This window comes from Cricetibacter osteomyelitidis, from assembly GCF_004340985.1.
Classification (GTDB): Bacteria; Pseudomonadota; Gammaproteobacteria; order Enterobacterales; family Pasteurellaceae; genus Cricetibacter; species Cricetibacter osteomyelitidis.
On the sequence record NZ_SLYB01000004.1, the window covers coordinates 19,213 to 42,002 of the forward strand.

Sequence of the window (22,790 nt, forward strand, 5' to 3'; positions counted from 1 at the left end):
TTTAACTAAAGGTGACGAGAAAGACGCTCTTCCAAACGCTCTTGCAACAAAGATAAAATAAAACACATAATCCAATAAATTAAAGCGGCTTCGCTGTAAATCAAAATAAACTCATAGCTCATTGATGTAATATTTTGTGCGACACGGAACAAATCCGTCACCAATACCAGCGATGCCAAAGAAGTGTCTTTCACCGTGCTGATAAAACTGTTTGCCAATGGCGGCACGGAAACCCGCATGGCTTGCGGCATGATCGTACGCACAAACGCTTGAGAATAATTCATACCGATGGCATAAGATGCTTCCCATTGTCCTTTCGGAATAGATAAAATTGCCGCCCGAATAGTTTCGGATGCATATGCACCAATATTTAATGAAAAAGCAATAATGGCCGTTGGAAAAGAATCCAACGTAATTCCGATACTCGGCAAACCGTAGAAAATAATAAAGATCTGCACCAATAAAGGTGTACCGCGAATAATTGATACATAAATACGGCAAAGTGCGGTCAAAATTTTATGAAAAATTGATTTAGATTGTGTTGTACGCAGCAATGCAACACAAGTTGCAATAATTAAACCGCCGATAAAGGAAAGCACCGCCAATGGAATGGTGTTAATTAATGTGGCTTCCACCATTGGCCAAAACGAGCTGATAAATAATTCAGCCCGTTCCGGTGTCATAAACGGTAATTGGGCAAGAAAATTATTGAGTAATGTCATCGCCGAACCATTTAATAGAAAGGGCTTTTAATGTGCCGTCTGCACGCATTTCCGCTAACACTTTACTAAATTGTGCCGCCACATCTTCATTGCCTTGTAAAAAAGTGAATACGGAACCCACGGTTTCATCGTTTTTCACCGCAATTTTCAAGCCTACATTCGGGTGTTTTTTGAAATAATCCAATACGGCGATTTGTTCATTCACGGTCGCTGCCACACGACCTTGTTTTACTAATTCCAAGTTTTGTGCCAAGCTGTCCACAATCACAAGATCCGCACCGTTTTTCTTAGCCAGTTCGGTATAGTTACTGGTTGCAGATTGCACTGATTTCACGCCTTTCAGATCGGCAAAAGATTTGATTTTGTCATTGTCTTCACGAGTGACAATCACCGCACGGGAAACGTTATAAGGCTCGGAAAACGCATATTTTTTTGCACGTTCCGGCGTTGCACTGACTTGGTTGGCTATCACATCAAAACGTTTTGCATTCAGACCGGCAAAAATACCGTCCCATAAAGTTTCTTGATAAACCACCGTTAAGCCTAAACGTTTAGCCACTTCGTTAGTTACATCAATATCATAACCGGTTAATTTTCCTGCTTCATCATGAAAAGTAAACGGAGCATAGGTTCCTTCGGTTCCGACACGGACGGTTTTTGTTTTTTCCAAACTCTCGGCTAGCTCCGACGCATTGGCAAACTGTATGCCAAGGCTTAATGCCAAGCCGGCAAATAAGGCTTTAGTTAATAATTTCATGTGTTTTTCCTTTGATTTAGCCAAGTTAAAATAATGTAAAAGCAAGTCATTATAAGAGAGAAATTTAAATCCTGACAATAAATTCTGTTTATTTTTAATCCTGAAAAACAAACTCACCCTTTATATTTTTAGATTAAAAATACAAAAAGGCGTTTATTTTTATATAAAATCTAATAACTATAAAAAATACAGATTGAAAGTAAAAAAATATTACACAGAAAGTAAATTCTATTTTATATTAAATCCGAGCCGCGTAAGACGGTAACTTTTTTTAAGCAAACTACAACTCAAACTCAGAAGGAATTTCATTATGTCTCAATATGCATCAGTTGAAGACTTTTTAGCAAAAGTCCAACAACGTGACGGCAACCAACCGGAATTTTTACAAGCTGTTCGTGAAGTATTAACTTCAATCTGGCCATTTATCCAAGCCAATCCGAAATATCAATCTCAAGCACTTTTAGAGCGTTTGGTCGAACCGGAGCGTGCATTCCAATTCCGTGTAGCCTGGACTGATGATAAAGGTCAAACCCAAGTCAACCGTGCATTTCGCGTACAATTCAACAGTGCTATCGGTCCATTCAAAGGCGGTATGCGTTTTCACCCTTCAGTGAACTTATCTATCTTAAAATTCTTAGGTTTCGAACAAATTTTCAAAAACGCCTTAACTACATTACCTATGGGTGGTGCTAAAGGTGGTTCAGACTTTGACCCGAAAGGTAAATCAGACGGTGAAGTAATGCGTTTCTGCCAAGCCTTAATCGCTGAATTATATCGCCACATTGGTCCGGATACAGACGTTCCGGCGGGCGACATCGGTGTAGGCGGTCGTGAAGTGGGCTATCTTGCAGGTTATATGAAAAAATTATCTAACCAAGCTGCTTGTGTATTCACCGGTCGTGGTTTGTCATTCGGCGGTTCATTAATTCGCCCTGAAGCAACGGGTTACGGTTTAGTGTATTTCGCTCAAGCGATGTTGGCAGAAAAAGACGACAGTTTCCAAGGTAAAATCGTGTCCGTATCCGGTTCTGGTAACGTTGCACAATATGCCATTGAAAAAGCCCTTCAATTAGGTGCGAAAGTGGTAACTTGTTCAGATTCATCCGGTTATGTGTATGACAAAGACGGCTTCACTGCAGAAAAATTAGCGGCATTAATGGAAATCAAAGAAGTGAAACGTGGTCGTGTGAAAGATTATGCGGAACAATTCGGTTTAGAATACTACGCGGGTGAACGCCCTTGGAGCGTGAAAGTAGATATCGCATTGCCTTGTGCGACCCAAAACGAATTAGAATTGGCGGATGCAAAAAAATTAATCGCAAACGGCGTCCAATTAGTGGCTGAAGGTGCGAATATGCCGACCACTATCGAAGCAACCGACGCATTCTTGGCAGCAGATGTATTATTCGGACCGGGGAAAGCCGCAAATGCGGGCGGTGTAGCAACTTCAGGTCTTGAAATGGCTCAAGGTTCGCAACGTTTATACTGGAGCCGCGAGGAAGTGGATGCAAAATTACACAACATCATGTTAGACATTCACGCTAACTGTAAAAAATACGGTTCAAACGAAGGCAAAAACATCAACTATGTTGTAGGCGCAAACATTGCGGGATTCGTGAAAGTAGCTGATGCCATGCTGGCGCAAGGCGTGTATTAATCATTAAAAACTCTCAATTTAATGACCGCACTTTTTTAAAAAAGAGCGGTCATTTTTTATAATTTTTTGAAGCCGATCACATTTTTGAAAAATAATTATAATATTTTTAACGCTTTCGTTACATTTATTGTTATATTGGCATACAAATGACGTGTGTATTCGTCATTCGCTCCTATTTTAATTACTAGAAAGGAACAATAATTATGAGCATTACAACATCACCACAACAAACCGGCAGTATTTTCAGCCGAAATGCAGTTATTCTGCTGTTGGATATCATATTGTTTTTTATTTTATTAAAAACCTTACCTTTTGATGTAAAAGCAAACAAAGGCTTGGCATTATTAGTGTTTATCGGCGTACTTTGGCTCACTGAAGCCTTGCATGTTACCATTACCGCATTATTAGTTCCGGTGTTGGCCATCGCTCTTGGTTTAGTGACGACTAAAAACGCATTGGTTGGCTTTGCCGATCCGACCATTTTCTTATTCTTCGGGGGCTTTGCCTTAGCGGCCGCATTACATATTCAAGAATTGGATAAACTCATTGCCAATAAAATTATGGCTCTCGCTCGGGGTAAATTATTCCTGGCGGTTATTTACTTATTCAGTGTCACCGCATTTCTTTCCATGTGGATGAGTAACACCGCTACCGCCGCAATGATGTTGCCATTGGCAATGGGGATTTTAAGCAAACTGGATCGTATCCAATACCACAACACTTATGTATTCGTGTTGCTCGGTATCGCTTATAGTGCCAGTATCGGCGGTATGGGAACGTTAGTAGGTAGCCCGCCAAACGGTATCGTAGCCTCTAACCTGCATCTTTCATTCTCCGATTGGATGCAATACGGTATTCCGGTTATGCTGCTGTTAATGCCGATTATGATTGGCACACTGTACGTGATTTTAAAACCAAAATTTAAATCGACTTTTGAGCATAAATTTGAAAGCATTCCAATGAACAAACAACGTGTTGTCACCTTGGTTATTTTCACTGCTATTGCGCTTTGCTGGATATTCAGCAGCAGAGTCAATCCGCTCCTTGCCGGTTTGTTCGGTTTAGAAGGCAAAATTGCCAGCTTTGACAGTTTAGTCGCATTAAGTGCCGCAATCATTCTATGTGCCAGCAAAGTGGTTACTTGGCGACAAATTCAAGATAATACGGAATGGGGCGTATTAATGTTGTTCGGCGGCGGTTTAACATTAAGCTCCGTACTCGGTCAAACCGGAGCCAGCAAAATTATGGCGGACGGTATTGTGTCTTTAATTCAAGGCGGACATTTCTATATCATCGGCTTAGTGGTTGCGACGTTCATCGTGTTCTTAACGGAATTCACCAGCAACACCGCAGCCGCTGCATTATTAGTGCCAATATTTATCTCTATTGCGGAAGCTATCGGTGTTCCGCCTATCGGCCTGGCATTGATTATCGGCTTCGGCGCATCCTGTGCCTTTATGTTACCGGTGGCCACTCCGCCAAACGCGATTGTATTCGGTTCCGGTCAAATCAAACAAAGCGAAATGGTCAAAGTGGGGATTTGGCTGAATATTATGTGTATCCTTTTAATTGCCACAATCGGCTATTTATTCTGGTTATAATCAATCGCTTTTACGCAAAAGGGACATCATACGATGTCCCTTTCGTTTTTTAAGATTATTTCAACTTACCGGTAATCCGACACCATTCCTCTTTCACTGCGACAGGTTCAAGATCAAATTTTTCCGCATAAGCCTCACACACCGATTGCGCCTGAGTTTCTAAAATACCGGATAATCCTAAATCGCCGTTCGGTTTCACTAACTCACTAATCACCGGATAAAGTGCTTTTAGCGGACCGGCAAGAATATTTGCTACCACTACATCAGCTTTCAGATTCGCCGGTTTATCGTCAGATAAAAACAACTGCAAACGATCTGCTACACCATTTTGTTCCGCATTATTACGACTGGCAAGAATCGCTTGCGGATCGATATCAATTCCTACCGCACTTTTTGCTCCAAGCTTCAACGCAGCGATAGCTAAAATGCCGGAACCGCAACCGAAATCAATCACGGTTTTGCCTTGCAAATCTAAGCTGTCCAGCCATTGTAAGCACAATGCCGTGGTCGGATGCGTACCCGTACCGAATGCCAAGCCCGGATCAAGCATAACATTCACCGCATTTTGATCCGGCACTTCGCGCCAGCTTGGGCAAATCCACAACCGCTTACCAAATTGCATTGGGTGGAAGTTATCCATCCATTCCCGTTCCCAATCTTTATCTTCGATTTGTTCGATTTTATATGCCGTTTCTGCAGTCAAATATCCGCCAGCCGCTAATAATGTAACCACTTCGTTCATATTGGTTTCTGCATCAAACAAGGCAATCACATCCGTATTGCCCCATAAACGAGTCTCACCAGGTAACGGCTCAAAAATAGGCGTATCCTGGCTGTCCATAAAAGTGACGGAGACCGATCCTATTTCCGCTAAAAAATCACTGATCGCTTCTGCTTTTTCATTTGTGCTGTTTAGGCGAATTTGTACCCAAGCCATTTATGCTTCCTTATTATTAAGATTTTTTTGTTTACCCAATTGATTTCCCACCAAAAACGCCACTAAACCGAATAATAAAGCAGGCACGATGGCATGGAAATTGAAGATTTTAATTTCTAATGCAGTGAGTAAAATATAGCTGCCTAATCCTACGATCATTGAGCAAATCGCGCCACCGGCGTTGGCTTTTTCCCAGTATAAGCCGAATAAAATCACCCATAAAAAGGTGGTTTCCAAACCGCCTAAAGAAAATAAATTCAGCCAAATGAGCATATCGGGCGGATTGAGTGATGCAATAGTCACTAACACGGTAAGTGCAAGTGTCGTAAGAGTGGAAAGTGCTTTAATACGTCGCTCATTTTTTAAGGCTTGCGGTTTAAAACGCAGGTATAAATCTTTAATTAATGTGGAGGATGCCTGAATCAGCATTGAGTCAATGCTTGACATCACCGCGGCCATCGGTGCGGCAAGGAAAATACCGGCAATCACCGGAGGCAATACTTGAATCATTAACGCCGGAATAATTTTATCGGTCACAGTTAAATCCGGTACAATCGCACGCCCCAATGCACCGGCTAAGTGCATACCGAGCATTAATACGGCAATCACGACAGTGCCGATAATCATACCGCTGTGCAATGCTTTGCTGTCTTTATAAGAAATCGCCCGTACTACAGTATGCGGTAAGCCGAGTAAACCGAAACACACCAACACCCAAAAAGAAGCCATAAAGGTGAAATCCAACGGGCGACTTTCGATGCCGTAAGGGGTGATTAAATTCGGATCGATTGCAACAAGTTTATCCATAATTTGACTGACACCGCCACCGGCATAAATCACGCCTCCCAGTAACAATGCCGTCCCAATCATCATTACAATACCTTGTAAAGTATCGGTGAGAACCACAGCACGGAATCCGCCGATAAATGTATAAACGCCCACCGTAATAGCGAAAATCAGTACGGATAGTTGATAGTCAATATTCAGTGTTGTTTCCAATAACCGTCCGGCCCCGATAAATTGCACGGACATCATTAAGAAAAAGGAAAACAGCAAAGACAGGCTTGCCAGCAATACAATATAAGGATTTTTGTAACGGGAATATAAAATATCGTTTAAGGTCAAGCTATTATGCTCTCTTGCCCACATTGCAAATTTTTTACCCAATACGCCTAACGTAAATAATACGGTCGGCACTTGAATCATCGCAAGCAGCACCCAACCCAAACCGAATTTATACGCAGCACCGGGCCCGCCGATAAAAGAACTGGCTCCCACATAAGTTGCAGCCGTGGTCATTGCCAGCACAAATCCCGATACGGCACGATTGCCGAGATAATATTCTGTGAAAAAATCGCCTTTTTGTCGTTTGCGATAAGCATAAGAAGCAATCACAAATACCACGATTAAATAGAGAATCACCGGCACTAAAATACTCATATTCATTATGAATGATCCTCCAAATCAATTTGACGAAACAGCCCTTTAATACAAGCATACACCACTGCGGTAAACAGAATCGGCAAATAAATGCAGGATAATTCAAACCATAACGGAAAACCGAGCAATCCTTGCCGGCCTTGAGGTAAATAAGCACAAACACACCAACCGATCAAATATAATAGGGTTAAAGCAAACGCCCATCGTGCTTCCTTGGTGGCTTGTTTATAACGAGTGTCAGTCATTGTACTTGCTCCTTAGTTATTTTTCTGACATTTCATTTGATCTAAAGTATCGCCTAATGTCACATCCAAAAGTGCGGTCGGTTTTTGGGAATTTTTGATTACTGTTAACGTACCGCAATCAGTATTTTGTGACACCGACTGTTTATAATTCGTTTTTTGATTAGTTAAGGCATAAAGCCTGTGATTGGCGGTTTTAAATTGCACTTTGTAACCTTTTTCGCTGGCAACCTCCGCCAGATTCTGCTGTACCTGATCAAGCGGCATAACCATTGATGACAGTAGATAATGCAGCTGATGATTATCCTTATCCGCATAAGTAAAACGGCCATATACTAATGTCTTACGTTCCGTTTTCACCAAATCAAAGAGCTGATTTTGATAAGTTAACCGCTTGGGAATAAGTAGTGAAAAAGACGAGCGTTGCTTATCTTTATCGGAAGCACAGCCGATTAAACAAAGTGCGGTTAGAATCAGAAAAGATTTTTTTAACATTTTATTTAACTCACAAAAAAATAGGAATAACAGCTCATTCCTATTTTTATTGATTAATCCAAATTAATCATGCATTCCTAATTTTTTCTCAAGGTAGTGAATATTGGTTCCGCCTTTTTGGAAATTTTCATCGGTCAAAATCTGATGATGCAACGGAATGTTGGTTTTAATGCCGTCAATAATGGTTTCATCTAAGGCATTGAGCATACGACGAATTGCAATATCACGGTTATCACCAAAAGAGATTAATTTTGCGATCATTGAATCATAATGTGGTGGCACGCTGTAGCCGCCATATACGTGCGAATCCCAACGAATCCCCAAGCCGCCCGGTGCGTGCAAGTGAGAGACTTTACCCGGTGAAGGCAAGAAAGTTTTAGGATCTTCCGCATTAATACGACATTCAAACGCATGACCTTTCACTTTAATATCTTCTTGTTTATAAGATAACGGCAAACCTGCGGCAATACGCAACTGCTCTTTCACCAGATCCACGCCGGTGATCATTTCCGTTACAGGATGTTCTACTTGAATACGGGTGTTCATTTCGATGAAATAGAACTTACCGTTTTCATATAAAAACTCAAATGTACCCGCACCGCGGTAACCGATTTCCACACAAGCTTTCGCGCAACGAGAACCGATATCGCGACGCACTTCTTCCGTAATTCCCGGAGCCGGTGCTTCTTCCACTACTTTTTGGTGGCGACGTTGCATTGAACAATCGCGTTCAGCCAAATAAATCGCATTACCGTGGGTGTCGGCCAATACTTGAATTTCGATATGACGCGGATTTTCCAAATATTTTTCCATATACACCATATCGTTATTAAATGCGGCTTTCGCTTCGGCTTTGGTCATCGCGATGGATTCTTCCAATGCTTCATCGCTACGTACCACACGCATACCACGCCCGCCGCCGCCGCCGGAGGCTTTAATAATAATCGGATAACCGATTCGGTTAGCAATTTCTTTATTTTTAACAATATCCGAACTTAGCGGACCGTCAGAACCCGGTACACAAGGTACGCCGGCTTTTTTCATTGCATTGATAGCGGATACTTTATCACCCATCAAGCGAATGACATCTGCAGTCGGACCGATAAAAATAAAACCGGAACGCTCGACCTGCTCGGCAAAATCCGCATTTTCAGATAAAAAACCGTATCCCGGGTGGATTGCATCCGCACCGGTAACTTCCGCAGCGGCAATGATCGCCGGAATATTTAAATAACTTTTCACTGACGGAGCTGGACCGATACAAATGGTTTCGTCTGCCAATAAGACGTGTTTTAAATCACGATCTGCGGTGGAATGTACCGCGACGGTTTTGATACCAAGCTCTTTACATGCGCGTAAAATACGCAATGCAATTTCGCCACGGTTGGCAATAACAACTTTTTCTAACATTTTCTTTATTCCGTTTTCTTATTTCGTATATTGAAAACTTGACCAGGCGATTTTGCCTAATTAAAAATAGGTGGGCAAGCCCACCTGATAAAGCAACTTATTCGATGACGATTAATTTCTCGTCAAATTCAACCGGCGTGCCGTCTTCAACCAAAATGGCTTTTACCACACCCGCTTTGTCCGCTTCAATACGGTTCATCATTTTCATTGCTTCCACGATACAAAGTGCATCGCCGACTTTAACGGTTTGACCAACTTCAACAAATGAAGGGGCATCCGGACTTGGGCTGCGATAGAAAGTACCTACCATCGGGGAGCGTACGATATGACCGGAGATTTCATCACTTGCTGCAGGTTCTACAGCCACCGGTGCCGATGCAGCAATCGCAGCCGCTGTCACAGGCGCCGGCGCCGCCGCAGGAATACTATATTGCATCGCTGTCGGAGCCGGTGTCCCACGGCTAATACGAACGGATTCTTCACCTTCAGTGATTTCCAGTTCCATAATGCCCGCTTCTTCTAATAATTCGATAAGTTTTTTGATTTTACGAATATCCATAATTTGATCCGTTTGTTGTCTATAAAATTATAAATCCGACCGCACTTTACCACATAAAATTCATTCAAAAGTGCGGTCAAAAATAAGGAAATTTGTATCAGCTGCCAAGATTACCTGATTTTTAGCATTTTGGCGACAAAATTCTCAAAAATTTAACCAAAATCTACGAAAATCAGCTTTTTTTAGCTAAAAATTGTAATGCATAATGAAAGGCGAATTCATATCCCTGAGCACCCAAACCGCAAATAACCCCTTCCGCCACATCACTAAAGTAAGAATGATGACGAAAGGGTTCGCGTTTATGCACGTTTGATAAATGCACTTCCACAAAAGGAATCGACACTGCAAGCAAAGCATCACGCAATGCCACGCTGGTGTGGGTAAAAGCAGCCGGATTGATAATAATAAAATCAATTTTAGCGAAACTTTGATGAATCCGCTCAATCAGTTTTTCTTCGCTGTTTGCCTGAAAACAACTCAACTCCACCGCGTTTTCAAAAGCCAATTCCTGCATTCTGGCTTCAATGACCGCTAAAGAAAGCGAACCGTAATGCTTCGGTTCGCGCATCCCCAACATATTTAAGTTCGGCCCATTTAACAACAAAATCCGTGCTTTTTCCTGCATAATCTGTTCCTTTTTGAGTTTACGGAATTATAACGACTTTCACAATAAATGTGGTCGTATCTGTGGCGGTTAGTTTACGCTATTTTAATGCAAAGTGCGGTAAATTTCTGAGAAAATTACCGCACTTTGCATTAAAATAAGATTGATATCGTGGTTAATCCGCTAAAATCACATTAATCCCTTTTTCCAGTAATGCTTGGTAAATTTTTTTATCCAGACCGCTATCTGTAATTAGGGTATTGATTTTTTCTATAGGGCAAACTACATTCGGACTTCGACGGTTAAATTTTGATGAGTCTGTTAGCACAATAATTTTAGCTGCCGCATTACACATTGCTTTACTCACGCCATGTACTTCATTAAACGTGGTTAATCCTAAATCCAGATCAAAGCCATCAGTCCCGATGAACAATTTATCAAAAGAAAATTTAGCTACGGTAGATTCGGCCAAAATGCCGTGGTAAGAACCTGATTTTGGACGATACGTGCCGCCTGTCATTAGTAATTCATAGTCTTTATTAGAATTAACTAAAGCATTCGTAATCGGTAAGCTGTTTGTCATTATAGTAAGATCGGTGACGGCCATAAACGGGATCATTTGTAGTACGGTACTACCTGAATCCATAATAACGGAATCACCGTCTTTTAATAATTTAGCGGCTTCATAAGCAATCTTTTTCTTAATCTCCAGATTGATATGTGCTTTATTAATAATAGGTAATTCCACTTCATCATTATTTGATGCAAGCACCACACTTCCATAAGTTCTTAACACTTTACCTTCGGTTTCAAGTGCAGTTAAATCTTTACGAATGGTAGTGCCCGTAGTTTTAAAATAGAAGGCAAGATCATCTACAGGTGTTCTACCGTTAAGCTGTAAATAATCTAGAATCGCTGATTGTCTTTCTTTGGGTTTCATAAAACCTAATCTCTTTGCTATAAACTACTGCAAATGAATGGCTTGTGCGAGTGCTTCCTGATATGCCGGTTTATTTGGAAATAGTTCTGCCGGTATAATCTCGCCGTGCAGCAACCCTAACAATGCGGGGATCTGCTCCGGTCGAGCAAAAACGGTATAGCCTTTCATTAACAATGAACCTGTAACACGCTGATTTTTATCAAAAGCCACCGCAATAACAACTTTAGGTTTAAATCGTCCCGCCGTACGACCCACGCCCACCTTGCCGAGCTTACATAACTGTTCAAATGCTTTGTTAAAACGAGTAATTTGCCACCATCCCAAAATGATTTGCAAAATCCACGCGATAACCGCAATAACTATCAGTGCATTAATCGTATTCATTCGGATTATCTCATAATTTAAAAGAAAAAGGTTAGATTTTAATTTAATATTCCTATTAATTAAAAGCCATTACGACCAAAAGCCTGCTGCCAATCCTGATCAAACTTATCAATCGCAGCAAACACTGCCGGATCTTGGATAAATAGCTCTAATACATCCGTTCCTACGGTAATCGCCTGACACCCCGCAAGCATACAATCTAATACTTGGCGAGGTGTGCGGAAACTCGCCGCTAACACTTTACTATCCGGTTTATGCTGTGTTAACAAACTTTGCAACTCGTGCACAACAACAATACCGTCGCCGCTTTGTGAATCAATACGGTTCACATAAGGTGCGATGTATTTTGCACCGGCAAGTGCCGCAAGAAAACCTTGTCCCGCACCATATACCGCAGTACCTAAAGTTGGAATACCCAATTGAGTTAATGCCCTAATCGCAATTAAACCATCTGCAGTAACCGGCACTTTCACAACAAGATTTTCCACACGCTCATAAAGTGCGGTCGCTTCTACGATCATTTCATCGGCATTGTGTGATAACGTCTGTGCAAATAACGTTTTATCTTTACCGATAATTTGTTGTAGCTCCAATAGACATTGAAAAATCTCGGTTTTTTCTTTTGCTACGATACTAGGGTTAGTCGTTACCCCTTGGATAGGTAAAATTCGGGCTAAACGTTCCACATCCTTTAAATTTGCCGTATCAAGATAGAGTTCCATAATTATCTCCCTCAATAAATGAATTTAGGGCGAGTTCTCGCCCTAATGATTAAAACATTACTTGACCGCCGGTAATATTAATGGATTGACCGGTACAATAAGAAGCTTGTTCACTTGCATAGAACAATAACACATTTAATACGTCTTGGTAATCACAGCCCCGCTTCAATGGTACTTTATCAATATAGACTTGTTCCACTTGATCAGCCGGAATACCCAATTTCTCCGCATATTGCGGAATTAAGGATTGGAACATCGGTGATTTCAATAAATTGCCTAACATCAACGAATTTACCGTAATGCCATTATCTGCCAAGTCCAGAGCTAAAGATTGTGTTAAACCTACACCACCGAATTTTGCCGCACTGTAGCCGGAATTATGCTTACTGCCCACCTTACCGGATTTGGAATTAATTTGGATAATACGGCCTTTGATACCGTCACGTACCATTAATTTCGCAAATTCGCGAGCACATAGGAAATAGCCTGTTAAATTCACTTTTACGGAAAAATCAAAATCTTTCAATGCAAATTGTGTAATGGGTGCGGCTTTGGCAACACCGGCACTATAAACCAATAAATCCAAGCGACCAAATGCTTTATCCACATTCCGGGCAAGCTCAATAACGCTTTGTTCATCAGTAGCATCCACCTGAAAACCTTTCGCTTTTTGACCGCTCTTTTGATTAATTTCTGCTGCAATATGATCGGCATTTACGCCATTTAAATCCGCTACGGCGACTTGATAACCGGCTTCAGCCAAACCGACACTTAAAAATGCACCTAGAGTTTGGCCGCCCCCAATCACAACAGCAACTTTACTACTCATTTTATAACTCCTATAATCGACTAATTTTTAATTCTGTATTCACATCAATATCACTTGGCACGTTACCTGCTAAATGAATACATCCCGGATATTCCGCAATAGTTGCACTATCAAATCGAAATGTAACATGACCAAGTTCTTTTAAATTGAAAGATGCTACACCACCAACTGACGTTACTTTATAATCTTGACTGCCAAACGAAACGATATCGCCAATTTCAACCTCTGTAACTAATTCGCCGTGTTGATGGATAAAGCAATAATCCTCTAAATCTGCCGGAGCACCTTGCTTGAAGGTGATTAACATATTTTCACCCAAAGCATCTTTGGCAAAATCCCCGACTTTTGTGATTAGAGTTTGATAAATCACCTTCATTTTGAACTCCCTAGTAAATAAATCCGGATACAAACCACGCCACCAATACAGTGGGTGCACCGGTTAAAAAACGACTTACTAACACCGATGGCACACCTACACGTACAGTATCTTGTTTTGCCTCTGCCATTGATAAGCCCACCGGAATAAAGTCACAAGCCGCTTGAGCGTTGATAGCGAATAATGCCGGTAATGCTAAGTGCGGCGGAATATTACCCAAGCCGATTTGTACACCCACTAATACACCTATTACTTGAGCGATTACGGCTCCGGGGCCTAAGAACGGTGAAAGTAATGGAAATGAACAGATTAATGCCAATGTAACCAAACCGATTGGGCTGTTTGCCAACGGTGTTAAACCGTGAGCAATCCAATCCCCCAAACCGGAAGCAATAATGATCCCGATTAATGCGGAAACGAAAGCCATAAACGGTAAAATCGTTTTTAATACGGTGTCAATGGTATCGCGGCCTGCTTGGAAAAATACCGCAACAATCGATCCCATCCCCATACCGATTTTTGCCAATAAACCATCGCTTTGTTCAGTAATTTTTTTAGATGAATCGTAATCTTTCACTTTGTCTGTCTTGTTAGCTTCCACAGTTGATGCTGGCGTTGAGGCTTGAACTGTGTCATCTGTATCTATCAGTTTGATATTATTTTCTTTCACTGCGGAAACATAAATATCTTCTACAATAAATTCCGCTAACGGACCTGATTTACCGGTAGCGTGAATATTAATTGTAGGGATGCGACGTTTAGGATATAAACCACAACGTAACGTACCGCCGCAGTCAATAATTACAACACCGATTTCTTCAGTGCACGGTTCACCTTCTTTAAACCCGTCAACAGCTTCCCAACCGGTTAAATTCACTAACTGATCCACAATTGCAGGACGTGTACCCGCAGTCATATAAAGCACTTTTTTGCCTTCTACCACAGGAATAGTTAAAGGACCGCCCCAACCGCCATTGCCTTTTTCAATATAAATTGCATTTGCCATAACTTATTCTCCTTCTTAATTTCCGAGTTACAGGTGAACTTCACGATCAAGTTTGATATTCATACGTTTTTCAAAAAACGCCGTAGTAAAGTCGGTAATCCAACCCCGGAAGAAGTTTGTAACCATACCAACCAATAAATAAGATACTGCGAGTGGCGCAAGTGGAATACCTAATGTGGTTAAACCGTTTGCAATGCCAAGATACACGAATAATTCACCCGGATTGATATGCGGGAATAAACCATTCATGGAGTGACAACTATAAGAAGATGCTGCATAGTAGCTTGGTTTGTAATATTCAGGTAAGAAACGACCTAAACTTAAGGTCATCGGATTACAGAATACGAAAGTACCGAATACCGGTAAAATAAAGTAGCGAGAAATCGGGTTGCCGGCACTACGTTGTGCCAAACGCTCAATACGTTCTTGACCAATAAACTTGATCAGCGCATTCATTACAACTAAAAGTGAGATCAATAACGGTAAAATACCTGTCACCATACTAACAAATACTTCACCACCTTTTTGGAATAGCCCAATAAACCATTCCGCACCATGGGTAATCATTTCCATAATCGCCTCTTTCTGTTTAGGATGAATTTTAGATTTCTGATCCCAAATTGAATCATTGGCGCCTATATTATGATATTTTGAAAGACAAATCTGTGATAAAGATCACAAATTAAATATATTTTCTTTCAAAATAAAAGAAAATATATTTAATTTGATTAACAAACAAATAAAAAGTACGGTAAATTTCTGAGAAAGTTACCGCACTTTTAGTATAAATTCATAATATTAATATATAGTTAATCCCCGACAACACCAAACTCCGGCGGTAAAGGCAAATTGCAAATAACCCGATCAAATTGATTTAATTCACCGACATACGACTGTTGCACTTTTCCAATCTTGCTATCATCAAACACTAAAACACGGTTTTGTGTTTTCGCCATTGCTTTTAGTTTGATTTGCGTTTCATTCAATTTGAAACAAGTAACGCCTTGCTTAACGTCAACACCGGCCGCAGAAATAAAGGCTTTTGTGGTGCAAATCATATCTATTTCGGTGTTATTTTGAACCGGAGTGAGAAACGAATTTTCTCTTGAATAATCACCTCCGCACAAGATTAAACGACAGTTTGGTTTGTCTTGTAAAACCATAAAGGTGTTGATAGAACAACAAAGTGCGGTGAATTTTATAGAATTTGGGATTTGAGAAGCAATAAAAGGAATAGTTGAACCGCAATCAAAAAAGATCACATCATTATCTTCTACTAACGCGGAAGCAATTTTTCCCACCTGCATTTTTTCTGCGATATTCTTATTTTGCTGCTCTGTAATTAAATATTGATTTGATGTTTGCAGCTGGGGATCTCGTACAATGTACCCCCCCAGCAAAACAATCGAAGATGTTGTAGAATTTAAATCCCTCCTAATCGTCATTTCAGAAACATTCAGGATTTCTGCCGCATCTCGCAGATGCAATTTATCCATTTGTTTCAATAGAAACTCTAATTTTTGAATACGGGTATTAATTTTACTATCCACAACATTATCTCCAAGATCAATATTGGCTGTTAGTATCCGTTAATCCTTTAATAATTGCAATCCCCGCACTGGCACCGATACGCGTTGCACCCGCTTCAATCATGGCTACGGCAGTTTGCGTATCCCGCACACCGCCTGAGGCTTTAACACCAATCTTATCTCCCACGGTTTGACGCATCAATTTCACATCTTCTACTGTCGCTCCACCTTTACTAAAGCCAGTAGATGTTTTCACAAACGCCACATTTAAATCCCGACAAATTTCACAAGCTTTGACGATTTCTGCTTTTGTTAAAAGACAATTTTCTAAAATCACTTTCAACGGTATACCGTTACAGGCATTAAGAACCTGTTTAATGTCATCTTGCACCGCTTCCCATTTTCCTGATTTAATCCATCCGACATTAAGTACCATATCCACTTCCGTCGCACCATTAGCAATCGCATTTTCCGTTTCAAACACTTTAACAACCGTCGTGTTAGCCCCTAAAGGAAAGCCTATCACTGTGCAAATTTTAACATTTGAATCCCGCAATACTTTTTTCGCAAAAGGAATATGACAAGGATTAATACACACCGAATAAAAGTGATTCTCCATAGCTTCATTACACAAAGTGAGAATATCCTGCTCTGTTTTTTCCGGTGTTAGTGCAGTGTGATCAATATATTTAGCGATTTCATTTGCTTTCATTTGAATTTTCTCCTATTGGTTTTTGTCTTTTTTATATTATACATAAAAAAATATTGAAATTTGTGATCTATGTCACTTTTTTAACATTTTATTTATAATATCATAAATAACACACCAATTGTTACTATTTTAACATTCAAAAAAAATAAGGAGGCGTTATGGAAATTGCAGTTATTGGATCAAATATGGTGGATTTGATCACTTATATTGATGATATGCCTAAAATGGGAGAAACCCTCGAAGCACCTAACTTCCAAATGGGCTGCGGCGGTAAAGGGGCGAATCAGGCTATTGCAGCAGCAAAATTAGGTGCAAATGTAATGATGATGACCAAAGTGGGCGATGATGCATTTGCAGATAATACAATCCGTAATTTTCAACAATATGGTGTTAATACGGAGTATGTAGAAAAAGTCCCCGGTGTATCTAGTGGGGTCGCACCTATTTTTGTAGATAAATCATCACAAAATCGTATTCTAATTATTAAAGGAGCCAACTCTCATCTGAAACCAAATGATATTGATAATGCAAAAGAGCGGTTAAAAAATTGCAAATTATTTATTTTGCAATTAGAGATACCATTAGAAACCGTCTATTATGCAATTGATTTTGCTAATAAAAATAACATTCCTGTAATCCTCAATCCGGCACCGGCCAGTAAAGATCTGGATATTAATTATGCATGTAAATGCGATTTCTTTATGCCGAATGAAACCGAGTTGGAAATTTTAACCGGTTTGCCTGTGGAAAATATGGAACAAATTCGCACAGCAGCAAATACCCTGCTTTCCAAAGGATTAAAAAATCTTATCGTCACTTTAGGCGAAAAAGGTTCTGTTTGGTTGCACGGTTCGGAAGTAACTTATGTTGATCCTTATAAAGTTAATGCGGTTGATACCAGCGGAGCCGGTGATGCCTTTATCGGTTGCTTTGCCTATTACTACGTAAAATCACAAGATATTGTTGAATCAATGAAAATGGCTTCATTATTTTCTGCTTATAGCGTGACGGGGCAAGGAACTCAATCATCCTATCCGACAAAAGCACAATTTGATGAGTTCAAAAAACAATATATTTAAGGAGAAATAGCATGAAAAACATTCAACAAATGCCGGACGGCTATTTAAACAAAACACCGATATTTCAATTTATTCTATTATCTTGTCTATTTCCTTTATGGGGAGCTGCGGCAAGTTTAAATGATATTTTGATTACACAATTTAAAAGTGTCTTCACACTCAGTGATTTTGCCAGTGCATTAGTACAAAGTGCGTTCTATGGCGGGTATTTCCTTATCGCAATCCCGGCTTCATTGGTCATCAAAAAAACCAGTTATAAAATTGCAATTTTAGTTGGTTTGACGTTATATATTATCGGATGTTCAATGTTCTATCCGGCCTCTCATATGGCAACTTATACCATGTTCCTTGCGGCGATTTTCTCTATTGCGATCGGATTAAGTTTTCTTGAAACTTCGGCAAATACTTACAGTTCAATGATTGGTCATAAAGATTACGCGACATTGCGTTTAAATATCAGTCAAACATTCTATCCGGTGGGGGCTATTGCCGGTATATTGCTTGGTAAATATTTAATTTTCCAAGAGGGTGCGAGTTTACACGAACAAATCGCCACCATGACGCCGGATCAACTACACGCTTTCAAATTGGCGACCTTGGAACATACATTACAACCTTACAAATATCTGATTTTTGTATTAATAGCCGTAACGCTTCTGTTCTTAATCACACCGTTCCCGAAATGTAAATCGGTTAATGATTCGACCGAACATAAAGATGTGCATTTTGTTGATACACTGAAATATCTCGCTAAAAATACCGCATTCAAAAAAGGGATTGTAGCTCAATTCTTATATGTAGGTATGCAAGTTGCTGTATGGTCATTTACCATCCGTTTAGCATTAAATTTAAGTGAAATGAATGAACGTGATGCCTCTAATTTCATGGTGTACAGCTTTATCGGCTTTTTTATCGGAAAATTTGTTGCTAATTTCTTAATGACAAAATTTAAATCCGATCTTGTATTATTTGTTTATTCTATCTTAGGTGTATTTACTCTGGCTTATACCGCTTTCGTGCATGATTTCTCCGCCGTTTATGCCGCTATTTTTGCCAGTGTGCTATTTGGCCCTTGCTGGGCGACAATTTACGCATCAGTATTAGATACCGTTGAACAAGAACACCGTGAAGTTGCAGGTGCTGTTGTGGTTATGTCTATTATCGGGGCTGCGGTTGTGCCGGCAATCCACGGTTATGTATCCGACACAATCGGTTCATTACAAACTGCATTCATTGTACCGCTATTCTGCTTTGCTTATGTAGGATATTATTTCTTTGACAAATACAAAACACATAAATAAGGAGCTAAAAATGAAAAGTTATATTCATTTAAAAAAAGCATTATTTACTGAAAAAGAATATATTTTATTTGAAAATTCAGAATTCAAAGCGACTGCGTTTAAATACCCGTCAGGTATTGAAGCAATTAAATTAGAAAACAGTAAAGGTTTTGTCACAGTACTGCCATTTTACGGGCAAATCATTTGGGATGCCGAATTCTGCGGTAAAAACCTAAAAATGAAAAATATGTTTAGCGAACCTAAATGGGGAACAACCATCGTTGATACCTATGGTTGCTTTGCGTTCCATTCGGGCTTAATCCGTAACGGTTGCCCAAGCCCTGAAGATGATCACCCATTACACGGTGAAATGCCTTGTGCAATAATGGACAACGCCTGGCTAGTCGTTAGTGAAGGCTTATTAGGCATAGGCGGTCGTGTTGAATATATCAAAGGATTTGGCGATCATTATCTTGCAGAACCGGAATTAACTTTAAAAGCAAAAAGTTCATTATTTGAAATTCAAATGAAAGTAACTAATTTAGCTAATGTAGATATGCCATTGCAATATATGTGTCATATGAATTACTGCTATGAACATGGTGCGACCTTCGCTCAAAATATTCCTACGCAAGCCATTCATTTGCGGGAAACGATTCCGGCACATGTTAAACCGACCCCTGAATGGCTCGCTTTTAACGAACAAATCAAACAAGGTCAATACACGTTAGATTCATTAAGCAATGATCAAATGTATAATCCTGAAATTGTGTTCTTTATGGATAATTTACAGCAATATCAGGAAAATTTAGAATATAGAATGATTTCACCGGACGGACATACTTATCTAACAAAATTTTCCTCAAAAGACTTTAATTATGCAACGCGTTGGATTTTGTATAATGAAGATCAACAGGTAGGCGCTTTCGTTCTACCTGCTACTTGCCGCCCGGAAGGCTATCTCGCAGCTAAAAATACCGGCAGCTTAATTATAATGAAACCGAAAGAAGTAAGAACCTTTAAAGTGGTTACCGGCGTTGAGTCATAACTTTTGGGGTACAGCTCAAACCCACCGCACTTTTCATGTTTTCCGTTCAAGTCGGCAAAAGTGCGGTCAATATTTCAAAAGTTTTCCCGCAAAACTCCGCAAAATTTAACCGCACTTTTGGCTAATACGCTATTTCACCAGTTTCTTTTTCCGTTCTTTAAACTTTGGCTTTGGGGGGTTCTTTCCATTTCTCTTCCATTGCCCCACGTGAGACCAAATCGGTTGATATGTAACGAACGCATTGGATATTCGTATAAGTTCGGGCAAGGCATAATGCCGTAACCCCATTGAACATTCTCTTCCACCGAGATAATTTTCATGTTCTTGAATTTACATTTTAATCTTAAACCTTCCTCGCGAGTGCCCATTTTAAACGACGGTAAGGCGTTTATATGCGGGGCGTCTTTGGCAAAATAATTTTCGATTTCCGCTTCCAATTGACTGTCTGTCGGCAATTTCCTGCAAAATAAACCGCCGTCTATCCAACCGAATAAAAAACGTTCCAGATATTCCAAAATACCCGGGCGGCTTTACAATGCTTCCATCATACTTGCTATCCGCTCCGGCGGGGTGTTCGGGTTCATAAAATCCACTAAAAAACGTTTCAATACTGCACCTTTGTTTTTTTGATACACTCCCGGTATCCACATAAAAATCATTGGTAACCACATGGTATAATCCGACACTATCATTTGAGAGCCCCGTCGGGCATTGGCAAAATATTTCGCCTGTTGATAAGGATGCACCCAAAAAAAGACTCCGATTCCTATAAAGGCAAAATATTCCGGAAACGGGCGCATTAATTTCTTCACTTCCGTCAGATGAAACTTGTTATTTACATAGGTGTAAATAATCCCCCGTTTTCGGTCAAAGCGTACGCGGCGTTTGGTAGGCCAAATACAAAAAAGAACAAAAAGAATATTTGTTCCGGTGAGAATATAAATATGCCAAATAAAAATCCCCCCCCTTTCATTTATAAGCTCTCTTTTCCAAGCAATAAACTCTTCTTTTGTTTGCCCCCATCTAGTAGTATTTGGATTTTCTGTTGAAGCTACCTCGTTAAATTGATTTTCAATCCATTTATTCGGTTGATAAGTAATTTGAATATTGTTCCATGTATTATCTTTATAACGTGGATCAATAAAATCATAATAAATCCCAATCATAATAAATACTAGAAAGAGAAGCTTGAGTATTCCCCAGCGTTTTTCTTTAACCTCAATTGTATTCTCACCCGTTTTTCTAAACCAACGACGCATTAATCGTTGTTCTTTTGCATTCAGCTTTGTTTCTTCCGTCATTATTGCCCCTTAATCGATTAGTTCGCCATTTTCCGCTACCCATTTTTCTATTACGGCTTTATTTTTTTCGAACAGCTCCGATGTGCGGTCTTTAAATTGTTTAGTCTCATAATAGCCTTTAAAGGTTTCTCCCTCTTTATCCGTAAATCTGACTACCAATCTCACGTCATCGACATTGATACGGTTTTCATTAAGATAGAAGGTGACTTCTTTTGCCGCCGGGGTATGATAGAACTTACTAATCACTTTCTCTTGTGCCGAGCCCCATTGATAGACATTAATCGTTAAATTAGCGGTTGTCGGTGGGCTATATCTAAATTCGGCGCAACTGATACGATAGTAACCTTTGCTGATTTCCGTCACCTGTAATCCCAATTGGATGTTGTATTCGTACAGCTCCTTTTCAAAACCGCGACTGATTAATAAATAATCTGCAATTTCCTTATTCATTGTCAATGCCGGACCGGGTATCCGCCTTTTTATCGGCTAAATACAAAAAGTGCGGTCAATATTTCAAAAGTTTTCCCGTAAAACTTCGCGAAATTTAACCGCACTTTTGACTAATACGCTATTTCATGCGTTTCTTTTTTCGCGCTTTAAACCTTGGCTTTTGGGAAGGCACTCTTTCCATTTCTTTTTCATTGCCCCAGCCGTAGAGTTGGCTATTAAAATGTAATGAATTCTCAGGATATTCATATAAATTCGGACACGGTACTTTATCAAATCCGGCTTTAATATTATCTTCAACACTCTCAATAATAAAATAACCCGTTTTCCAAGTCAGTTTTTCATTAAATCTCATTGACATTCGACAAGACGGTAGTGCCTTAATTTTAGGGGCTTCTTCGGCGAAATATTTTTCAATTTCCACTTCTAATCGGCTGTCTTTCGGTAATTTCCTGCAAAATAAACCGCCGTCTATCCAACCGAATAAAAACCGTTCCAGATATTCCAAAATACTTGGTTTGCTCTCTAACGCCTGCATCATGCTTGCTATCCGCTCCGGCTGTGTTTCGGGATTCATAAAATCCACTAAATATTGTTTTAACAAAATCGACGAACTTTTTTTATACATATCGTATTTGAAAAGAAATGCTCTACCGAGCATCGGCAACCACATCGTATAATCCGATACAATCATTTGAGAATTCTGCCGAAAA

General features: G+C 40.0%; 27 protein-coding genes. 5 read left to right on the top strand and 22 right to left on the bottom strand.

The window, feature by feature from the left end; all coding sequences use genetic code 11:
- Positions 1–5: 5 nt before the first annotated feature.
- The gene (locus tag EDC44_RS02800; protein ID WP_131975166.1) at positions 6–722 is read right to left on the bottom strand and encodes an amino acid ABC transporter permease; all 717 of its coding nucleotides are present in this window, start codon (positions 720–722) and stop codon (positions 6–8) included.
- A complete protein-coding gene (locus EDC44_RS02805) occupies positions 706–1,479 on the bottom strand; it encodes an amino acid ABC transporter substrate-binding protein (RefSeq protein ID WP_131975168.1) in 774 nt (257 codons plus the stop codon). The genes EDC44_RS02800 and EDC44_RS02805 overlap by 17 nt, the downstream gene beginning before the upstream one ends.
- A gap of 310 nt (positions 1,480–1,789) precedes the next feature.
- Between EDC44_RS02805 and gdhA the strand changes: the two genes are divergently transcribed.
- Together gdhA and EDC44_RS02815 are read left to right on the top strand one after the other, a co-directional pair.
- Complete coding sequence (gene gdhA / locus EDC44_RS02810; protein WP_131975170.1) at positions 1,790–3,136, top strand: NADP-specific glutamate dehydrogenase; 1,347 nt, start codon at positions 1,790–1,792, stop codon at positions 3,134–3,136.
- 203 nt (positions 3,137–3,339) lie between these two features.
- Positions 3,340–4,737 carry a DASS family sodium-coupled anion symporter gene (locus tag EDC44_RS02815; RefSeq protein ID WP_131975172.1) on the top strand — a complete coding sequence of 466 codons (1,398 nt, stop codon included), beginning with the start codon at positions 3,340–3,342 and terminating at the stop codon, positions 4,735–4,737.
- A gap of 55 nt (positions 4,738–4,792) precedes the next feature.
- Here EDC44_RS02815 and prmA read toward each other — a convergent pair whose 3' ends face one another.
- The 16 genes from prmA to deoC form a co-directional block, all read right to left on the bottom strand.
- Positions 4,793–5,674, bottom strand: a complete 882-nt coding sequence (gene prmA, locus EDC44_RS02820; RefSeq protein ID WP_131975174.1) for a 50S ribosomal protein L11 methyltransferase — start codon at positions 5,672–5,674, stop codon at positions 4,793–4,795.
- Positions 5,675–7,120: a sodium/pantothenate symporter gene (gene panF / locus EDC44_RS02825; protein WP_131975176.1), complete on the bottom strand. Its 1,446-nt coding sequence runs from the start codon at positions 7,118–7,120 to the stop codon at positions 5,675–5,677.
- On the bottom strand, positions 7,120–7,359 hold the full coding sequence (locus tag EDC44_RS02830; RefSeq protein WP_131975178.1) for a YhdT family protein: 240 nt from the start codon (positions 7,357–7,359) through the stop codon (positions 7,120–7,122). Before EDC44_RS02830 ends, panF begins: the two co-directional genes overlap by 1 nt.
- Positions 7,360–7,371: 12 nt before the next feature.
- Complete coding sequence (locus tag EDC44_RS02835; RefSeq protein ID WP_131975180.1) at positions 7,372–7,851, bottom strand: hypothetical protein; 480 nt, start codon at positions 7,849–7,851, stop codon at positions 7,372–7,374.
- A gap of 63 nt (positions 7,852–7,914) precedes the next feature.
- Entirely contained in the window at positions 7,915–9,261 is a 1,347-nt protein-coding gene (gene accC / locus EDC44_RS02840; protein WP_131975182.1) for an acetyl-CoA carboxylase biotin carboxylase subunit, read from the bottom strand.
- A 97-nt stretch (positions 9,262–9,358) separates the two neighbouring features.
- Positions 9,359–9,820: an acetyl-CoA carboxylase biotin carboxyl carrier protein gene (gene accB, locus EDC44_RS02845; protein ID WP_131975184.1), complete on the bottom strand. Its 462-nt coding sequence runs from the start codon at positions 9,818–9,820 to the stop codon at positions 9,359–9,361.
- 172 nt (positions 9,821–9,992) lie between these two features.
- Complete coding sequence (aroQ, locus tag EDC44_RS02850) at positions 9,993–10,445, bottom strand: type II 3-dehydroquinate dehydratase (protein WP_131975186.1); 453 nt, start codon at positions 10,443–10,445, stop codon at positions 9,993–9,995.
- Positions 10,446–10,599: 154 nt separating this feature from the next.
- A complete protein-coding gene (gene srlR, locus EDC44_RS02855; RefSeq protein WP_131975188.1) occupies positions 10,600–11,364 on the bottom strand; it encodes a glucitol operon DNA-binding transcriptional repressor SrlR in 765 nt (254 codons plus the stop codon).
- Positions 11,365–11,388: 24 nt separating this feature from the next.
- Positions 11,389–11,748: a transcriptional regulator GutM gene (gutM, locus tag EDC44_RS02860; RefSeq protein ID WP_131975190.1), complete on the bottom strand. Its 360-nt coding sequence runs from the start codon at positions 11,746–11,748 to the stop codon at positions 11,389–11,391.
- A 59-nt stretch (positions 11,749–11,807) separates the two neighbouring features.
- Positions 11,808–12,470: a fructose-6-phosphate aldolase gene (gene fsa, locus EDC44_RS02865; protein ID WP_131975192.1), complete on the bottom strand. Its 663-nt coding sequence runs from the start codon at positions 12,468–12,470 to the stop codon at positions 11,808–11,810.
- Positions 12,471–12,519: 49 nt separating this feature from the next.
- Positions 12,520–13,299, bottom strand: a complete 780-nt coding sequence (gene srlD / locus EDC44_RS02870) for a sorbitol-6-phosphate dehydrogenase (RefSeq protein ID WP_131975194.1) — start codon at positions 13,297–13,299, stop codon at positions 12,520–12,522.
- A 10-nt stretch (positions 13,300–13,309) separates the two neighbouring features.
- A complete protein-coding gene (srlB, locus tag EDC44_RS02875) occupies positions 13,310–13,675 on the bottom strand; it encodes a PTS glucitol/sorbitol transporter subunit IIA (RefSeq protein ID WP_131975196.1) in 366 nt (121 codons plus the stop codon).
- Positions 13,676–13,685: 10 nt separating this feature from the next.
- Positions 13,686–14,681, bottom strand: coding sequence for a PTS glucitol/sorbitol transporter subunit IIB (gene srlE, locus EDC44_RS02880; RefSeq protein WP_131975198.1), 996 nt, complete (start codon positions 14,679–14,681; stop codon positions 13,686–13,688).
- 27 nt (positions 14,682–14,708) lie between these two features.
- Positions 14,709–15,257 (bottom strand): PTS glucitol/sorbitol transporter subunit IIC, encoded by a 549-nt coding sequence (gene srlA / locus EDC44_RS02885; protein ID WP_131975200.1) that lies wholly within the window; start codon positions 15,255–15,257, stop codon positions 14,709–14,711.
- Between the two features lie 233 nt (positions 15,258–15,490).
- Positions 15,491–16,231: a DNA-binding transcriptional repressor DeoR gene (deoR, locus tag EDC44_RS02890; protein WP_131975202.1), complete on the bottom strand. Its 741-nt coding sequence runs from the start codon at positions 16,229–16,231 to the stop codon at positions 15,491–15,493.
- Positions 16,232–16,247: 16 nt separating this feature from the next.
- Positions 16,248–16,922, bottom strand: coding sequence for a deoxyribose-phosphate aldolase (gene deoC, locus EDC44_RS02895; RefSeq protein ID WP_131975204.1), 675 nt, complete (start codon positions 16,920–16,922; stop codon positions 16,248–16,250).
- A gap of 158 nt (positions 16,923–17,080) precedes the next feature.
- Here deoC and rbsK point away from each other — a divergent pair, with 158 nt between their 5' ends.
- Genes rbsK through EDC44_RS02910 form a run of 3 tightly spaced genes read left to right on the top strand, consistent with a single transcriptional unit; the run spans position 17,081 to position 20,329 of the window.
- Entirely contained in the window at positions 17,081–18,001 is a 921-nt protein-coding gene (gene rbsK, locus EDC44_RS02900) for a ribokinase (protein WP_131975206.1), read from the top strand.
- Between the two features lie 11 nt (positions 18,002–18,012).
- Positions 18,013–19,302 carry an L-fucose:H+ symporter permease gene (fucP, locus tag EDC44_RS02905; protein WP_131975208.1) on the top strand — a complete coding sequence of 430 codons (1,290 nt, stop codon included), beginning with the start codon at positions 18,013–18,015 and terminating at the stop codon, positions 19,300–19,302.
- A gap of 10 nt (positions 19,303–19,312) precedes the next feature.
- A complete protein-coding gene (locus EDC44_RS02910; RefSeq protein WP_131975210.1) occupies positions 19,313–20,329 on the top strand; it encodes an aldose 1-epimerase family protein in 1,017 nt (338 codons plus the stop codon).
- A gap of 134 nt (positions 20,330–20,463) precedes the next feature.
- On the opposite strand, the gene EDC44_RS13150 is transcribed toward EDC44_RS02910, so the two are convergent.
- The 4 genes from EDC44_RS13150 to EDC44_RS13155 all read right to left on the bottom strand — a co-directional run bounded on the left by EDC44_RS13150 (position 20,464) and on the right by EDC44_RS13155 (position 22,771).
- Entirely contained in the window at positions 20,464–20,844 is a 381-nt protein-coding gene (locus EDC44_RS13150; protein WP_243647886.1) for a hypothetical protein, read from the bottom strand.
- A gap of 15 nt (positions 20,845–20,859) precedes the next feature.
- Positions 20,860–21,630, bottom strand: coding sequence for a hypothetical protein (locus EDC44_RS02915; RefSeq protein ID WP_243647887.1), 771 nt, complete (start codon positions 21,628–21,630; stop codon positions 20,860–20,862).
- A gap of 9 nt (positions 21,631–21,639) precedes the next feature.
- Positions 21,640–22,080, bottom strand: coding sequence for a hypothetical protein (locus EDC44_RS02920; RefSeq protein WP_243647888.1), 441 nt, complete (start codon positions 22,078–22,080; stop codon positions 21,640–21,642).
- Between the two features lie 118 nt (positions 22,081–22,198).
- Positions 22,199–22,771: a hypothetical protein gene (locus tag EDC44_RS13155; RefSeq protein WP_165870216.1), complete on the bottom strand. Its 573-nt coding sequence runs from the start codon at positions 22,769–22,771 to the stop codon at positions 22,199–22,201.
- Positions 22,772–22,790: the final 19 nt, after the last annotated feature.